The organism is Cellvibrio sp. (genome assembly GCF_053579595.1).
Genome location: NZ_JBRFPI010000316.1, coordinates 1 through 5,482, shown reverse-complemented (window position 1 = coordinate 5,482; position 5,482 = coordinate 1). Strand labels below are relative to the sequence as shown.

Genomic DNA, 5,482 nt, shown 5'->3' with positions numbered 1-5,482 from the left:
ATCAATTAGGGCCAACGGTGGAATAAAGAAAGGGAGGCGGCTATTGCGGTGCTAGGGAAGTTAATTGCGTCGCAATAAAATGTGATTGCAACGCATCAGACTACCGCTGAAATCCAGCGACGTAAACGGCTGCGGACATATTGATGTAATGGTTTGCCGCGCCATGATCCCCAACACAAGTGAGCACCAATAGTCTGTGCGGTTTTTTTCGCAGTGAGCTTCGCCATCGCAAATTCAGGATAAATTACGTGCCCAGGCATGATGGTAATATCGTCGTTATATTGCGGATTGTCTTGTAAAAATAAGGTAAGGGCGTGGGGGCCGCTGAGAAAAACAATGTTGGTCTCACCGGCGCGATGTTTGGCAAAAATGCGCTCGATAAATTTTAACCACATATCAAAGCCCGGCGCAGATGCCATAAAGGCATTACCCAGCTTATAACTGCCACCAATACTTTTGCATTCCTTCTCTTCGATCGCCAGTACACACTTGTTCGCTAAAAATTTCTCATCCAAAGGTTTGTAAAAAACATAGTCGGTATCAAAATAAATCCCGCCGTACACATACAGGTACAAACAGCGCGCAATGTCAACGCGAATCACCCCTACTGGAATACTTAAATAATCATCGAGAAATTGCGGAGCCTTGTCTTTTACAAGCTGCAGATTGGACTCGTCGGTCCAGGCGTGATATTCAAAATCAGGCATTAACTCACGCGCGCGTTTGGTCAGTTGGCGCTCTTCCCAGACGTAAGATTTGGAGCATTGATGGAGGATTTTGGGAATCATAGGTTTTTCCTTTTTCCAGCGGGCGGTTAAATCAACAGATGGATCACCCCGGAATTCACGCAATTGCTATGCCATCCATCGAAACATCGCTTTTTTGTAGATAGGCGTGCCAAGAAAGCAATAGTTGCGGGCATTTGTGTATGTAATGCACCAGATTCATCCATGTTTTGCGTTAACCAAAAATATCCAACTGCCCATTGGTTTTTTTCGGCGCCGGAATACTCAGCGGTTTGCGGAATAAACTGCAATCCAATTGTACAAAACGCCCGCTCTTGCCCAAGCCATAGCGTTTAAGCCCTTTGGCAAAACGCTGGCGGATCATATCGGCCCAGAGGCCTTCGCCGCGCATGCGCGTGGCAAAATTTGCATCGTAATCTTTGCCGCCGCGCATATCGCGGATGCGATTCATCACCCGCTCGGCACGCTCGGGGAAATGGGTTGTGAGCCACTGCTGAAAGAGCGGATTTACTTCCCAGGGTAAACGCAACACGGTGTAACCCGCAGCAGTGGCGCCGGCATCGGCAGCAGCGCGCATCACATTTTCCAACTCCTGTTCAGTCACAAAGGGAATCACTGGCGCCACGCTCACGAGCACCGGTATACCCGCTTGCGCGAGTTTTTCAATTGTCTGTAAGCGGCGGGTGGGCGATGCGGCGCGCGGTTCTAGTGTTCGTGCGATTGAATGATCGAGCGTGGTAATGGTGATGGCCACTGTGACCAGATTTTTCGCAGTCATCTCTTGTAGTAAATCGATATCCCGCTCGATCAGCGCCGATTTGGTAATCATGCCGAGCGGGTGATCGCACTCATGCAACACTTCCAAACAGCGGCGCGTGATTTTTAAGTCGCGCTCGCACGGCTGGTAAGCATCGGTATTCATTCCAAAGGCGATAGGGCTGGGCTCGTAATTTTTATGCGCGAGTTCGCGCCGCAACAATTCCGGCGCATTGGTTTTGGCGTAGAGCCGGGTTTCAAAATCCAAACCGGGCGATAGACCGAGATAAGAATGGGTCGGGCGCGCAAAACAGTAGATACAACCGTGCTCGCAACCGCGATAGGGGTTGAGCGTCACGCTAAAGGGTAAATCCGGAGATTGGTTGCGGCTGAGGATGGTCTTGGCTAGCTCGGGGGTAATGTGAGTTTTTAATGCCGGGTTGATGTCGGTATCGTCAACAAAAGGTGTCCAACCGTCATCGACTGTTTCAATTAAATGAGTCTCAAAGCGTCCGGCGATATTGCTGATTGCACCGCGCCCTTTGTGGGCTTGGGGTGCGGCGTTGATCCAGGGGGCGGGCTCGATAAAATCCTCGTCGTTTGTGCTCATCACCCCTCCTCCACACAATTATGCTGTACATACAAACAGTTATTTTGTGCTTAAACCCGCTGAGGTGCAAGGCAGGTTTCAATTTATCTTGCATGGCTACTGCAACCTTTTTGCAGGTCGCCCGTAAGTTCCTCCGACAAATCAATCTAAGGAGGAACCACCATGAACCCGTTTATCAACAAATCCTGTCGTAATTTAGTTATTACCCTTGCCTGTACCGGCCTGCTCACTGCTTGCGGCGGCGGAGGGGGTGGCGGCAAAGGTTACTCATCAACACCCGGTAGCACCGGTTATTCCAGCACGGCGCCCAGCTCCATGGCAGCCAGCTCTATAGCACCGAGCAGTACACCCGCCAGTTCAGTTGCGCCGAGTAGCACACCGGCATCCAGTACTCCGGCGTCCAGTTCATTGGCGTCCAGCTCGGTAGCACCGGCATTGGTCCCGCCCGTTGTCTTGGTCGATAGCCAAATCAATGCCGCTGATGGCGATTATTTTGTCGCGAGTGGCGACGTATTAGTCGGCATGCCTGAAGGTGGCGGCAACACCAGCTTTACCGGCCAGTTGCTGAGTCGCACGGGGTTCGCCCTCTACACCTTTGCCAACGACACGACCGGTGTATCCAACTGCAGCGGCAATTGCCTGGTGAACTGGCCACCGTTATTGGCCAATCCGGGTGATCAAGCGAGTGCGCCTTACTCGATAATCACCCGCAGCATGGGCACTGCCGGTACTGCATTGCAGTGGGCCTATCACGGCAAGCCACTCTACTTTTTCAAAAATGACACAGTTGCTGGCCAAACTGCCGGTAAAGCCATAGCCAACTGGTTACTCGCACGGCCGATGCCCACCCAAATAGTGGCCAACGCCACCCTCGGTAGCCATCTCGCGGCTGCAGGCAGTGTGAAACTGGCGACGCCAGTCAACGGCGCCGAGCAGACCAGCACCGCCGAGCGCAATGGTTTTACGCTCTATACCTTCGATAACGACACCGCCGGCGTCAGCAATTGTTCCGGTACCTGCCTTACCAACTGGCCAGCCTTGATTGCCCACGCCGGTGCTGTTGCAACTGCTCCTTACAGCCTGGTGCAACGCGCCAGCGGTGAAATGCAGTGGGCGCTGAACGGTATGCCGCTCTACTTTTTTGCGGGCGATACCCAAGCGGGTCAAACCAATGGCGAAGCTATTGGCAATAACTGGTTTGTGGCGCGCACGCCAGCAGTTGCGGTGAACAACCATCCCACCAAAAACCGTCTGTTAGTTGCGCACGGCAATATCCTTAATGCCGCCGGTGCTGCCGATAATTCACGCCTCGATTTCACCCTCTACACCTTTGATGACGATACACCCGGCGTCACTACCTGCTTCGGCGGTTGCCTGGCTGCCTGGCCCGCACTTTATGCTCCCGCCGATGCACAAGCCTTTGGTGATTTCAGCGTAATTACCCGCGATGCCACCACCAAACAATGGGCTTACAAAGGTTTACCACTCTACTTCTATGTTGGCGATTCAAAGCCTGGTGATGTTGCCGGTGAATACACCGACTGGACCATCGCGCGGCCATAAAAAATCCGGGCGCTGCAGATGGTTTGCAGTGCCCGCTTTTCATTTCCGTTTTTATTTACGACGCAGATCAACAAAAAAGATGAGAGGACTGCATCATGAAATTATTATTTTTAGCACTGGTAATCGCTGGCTTAAGCGCCTGCGGTGCCGGTTCCGGTAAAGGATTAAATGGTCAGGGTTTGCCCACTTCCAGCAGTAACGGAAACAGCAGCGCAAGCAGCAGTAGCGCGTCAGAGAACGCGGTAACGCTCGCACAATTACAGCAGAATATTTTTGGAGCCATTTGCACCAACTGCCACACAGGTGCCAATGCGCCGCGCGGACTGCGTTTGGATTCAGAAGAAAATTCCTATGCGCTTTTAGTCAATCGCACAGCCGATGAAATTCCCACGCTTATGCGCGTCAATCCCGGTAGACCGGATGACAGTTATTTGATAAAAAAATTGGAAGGCACTGCAGATATTGTCGGTGCGCGTATGCCACTCGGTGGCCCTTATTTATCGCAAGAGCAAATTGATCAGGTGCGCAGCTGGATCGCCAATGGTGCCCCGCGCACTGGCACAGGCTCAGCGACAACAAAAGTTGCGCGCGCCAGTGCACAAAAACTGAATTCACAGGTGACAGTGAATTTGCATTTCAGTCGCCCGCTGCAATTTGAAACACTTTCACCTGAAAGTATCAGCGTGTTTTATAACAACCTGGATGGACAAAAAACGGCAGCGGATTTTTCACTCTTGCTGATCGACCAGATTCTCTACATCACCGTCAGTGATATTCCCCTACAGGCGATACAACTGGAAGTGCTGATCAACAACAGCGACTTATATCCACTGCTCGATCAGGAGCAGCGTGTATTTGACGGCGATAGCGACGAAAACCAGGGCGGAGGCTACAGCTATGTTTATTCACTGTAAAAATTATTTTGCATTTTTAATTTGTGTGATGGGGCTGCTGTTAATAAACACCGCTCGTGCAGAACCCTATCTCGCGATAAAAAATAACACTCAATGTTCCACCTGCCATGTCAATCCGGCCGGTGGTGGTGCACGCAATACTTACGGTGCCTACTACGGCACTCATGTATTGCCACAAACTGCAGGTAGCCTGGATTTATTTGATGCCGGAAAATTAGGCGAAACATTGCGCATAGGTGCAGACCTGCGCACCAATTATTACCAGTCGGATCGCGATGAGGGTCAGGACACGCGCGGATTTGAAACACAATCCGGCCAACTCTATGTGGTTTTGCAACCGAAAGACTCGCGTTTCTCACTCTATATCGATGAACAGATCGCACCCGGTGGGGCGCTAAATCGCGAGGCATTTATTCTCACCAAACTTAACGGCAACCATTTTTTAAAAGCGGGGCGCATTATGTTGCCCTACGGTATTCGTCTGGAAGATGACAGCGCGTTTATCCGGCAGGCAAGTGGATTTAATTTTGATACCGGCGACAACGGTGTGGAGTTGGGTTTACAGTACACCAAAACCCTGTTTAATTTTGCGCTTAGCAATGGCAGCAGTGGCCTCAACAATGACGATAAGAACTTACAATTTTTATCGCGCGCGGAATATCTCGGCAACAACTGGCGTATTGGCGCAACTGCACTTTACAACGATGCCGAAGCTGGCGCGCGCACGCAAGCCAATCTATTTGGCGGTTTTGTGTGGCAGGGATTTGTTTTTCTTGCCGAGGCAGATCTGATTGAAGATGAATCCATTGAAAACATTCCCGATGAGTATCAGCAGCAGCGGGTAGGTTTATTGGAAGTCAATCGCGAGATTAGTAAAGGCTACAACGTTAAAC

General features: G+C 51.1%; 5 protein-coding genes. 3 read left to right on the top strand and 2 right to left on the bottom strand.

Annotated elements, in window-relative coordinates:
- Positions 1–95: 95 nt before the first annotated feature.
- Positions 96–788 carry a glycosyltransferase family 32 protein gene (locus tag ACWA6V_RS16615; protein WP_331350619.1) on the bottom strand — a complete coding sequence of 231 codons (693 nt, stop codon included), beginning with the start codon at positions 786–788 and terminating at the stop codon, positions 96–98.
- Between the two features lie 172 nt (positions 789–960).
- Entirely contained in the window at positions 961–2,112 is a 1,152-nt protein-coding gene (locus ACWA6V_RS16610) for a PA0069 family radical SAM protein (RefSeq protein ID WP_449523537.1), read from the bottom strand.
- A 162-nt stretch (positions 2,113–2,274) separates the two neighbouring features.
- Here ACWA6V_RS16610 and ACWA6V_RS16605 point away from each other — a divergent pair, with 162 nt between their 5' ends.
- The 3 genes from ACWA6V_RS16605 to ACWA6V_RS16595 all read left to right on the top strand — a co-directional run.
- Positions 2,275–3,675: a COG4315 family predicted lipoprotein gene (locus ACWA6V_RS16605; protein WP_449523536.1), complete on the top strand. Its 1,401-nt coding sequence runs from the start codon at positions 2,275–2,277 to the stop codon at positions 3,673–3,675.
- A 95-nt stretch (positions 3,676–3,770) separates the two neighbouring features.
- Positions 3,771–4,589 (top strand): hypothetical protein, encoded by an 819-nt coding sequence (locus tag ACWA6V_RS16600; protein WP_449523535.1) that lies wholly within the window; start codon positions 3,771–3,773, stop codon positions 4,587–4,589.
- On the top strand, positions 4,573–5,482 hold a 910-nt coding region (locus ACWA6V_RS16595), incomplete at its 3' end, for a hypothetical protein (RefSeq protein ID WP_449523534.1). The genes ACWA6V_RS16600 and ACWA6V_RS16595, both read left to right, overlap by 17 nt.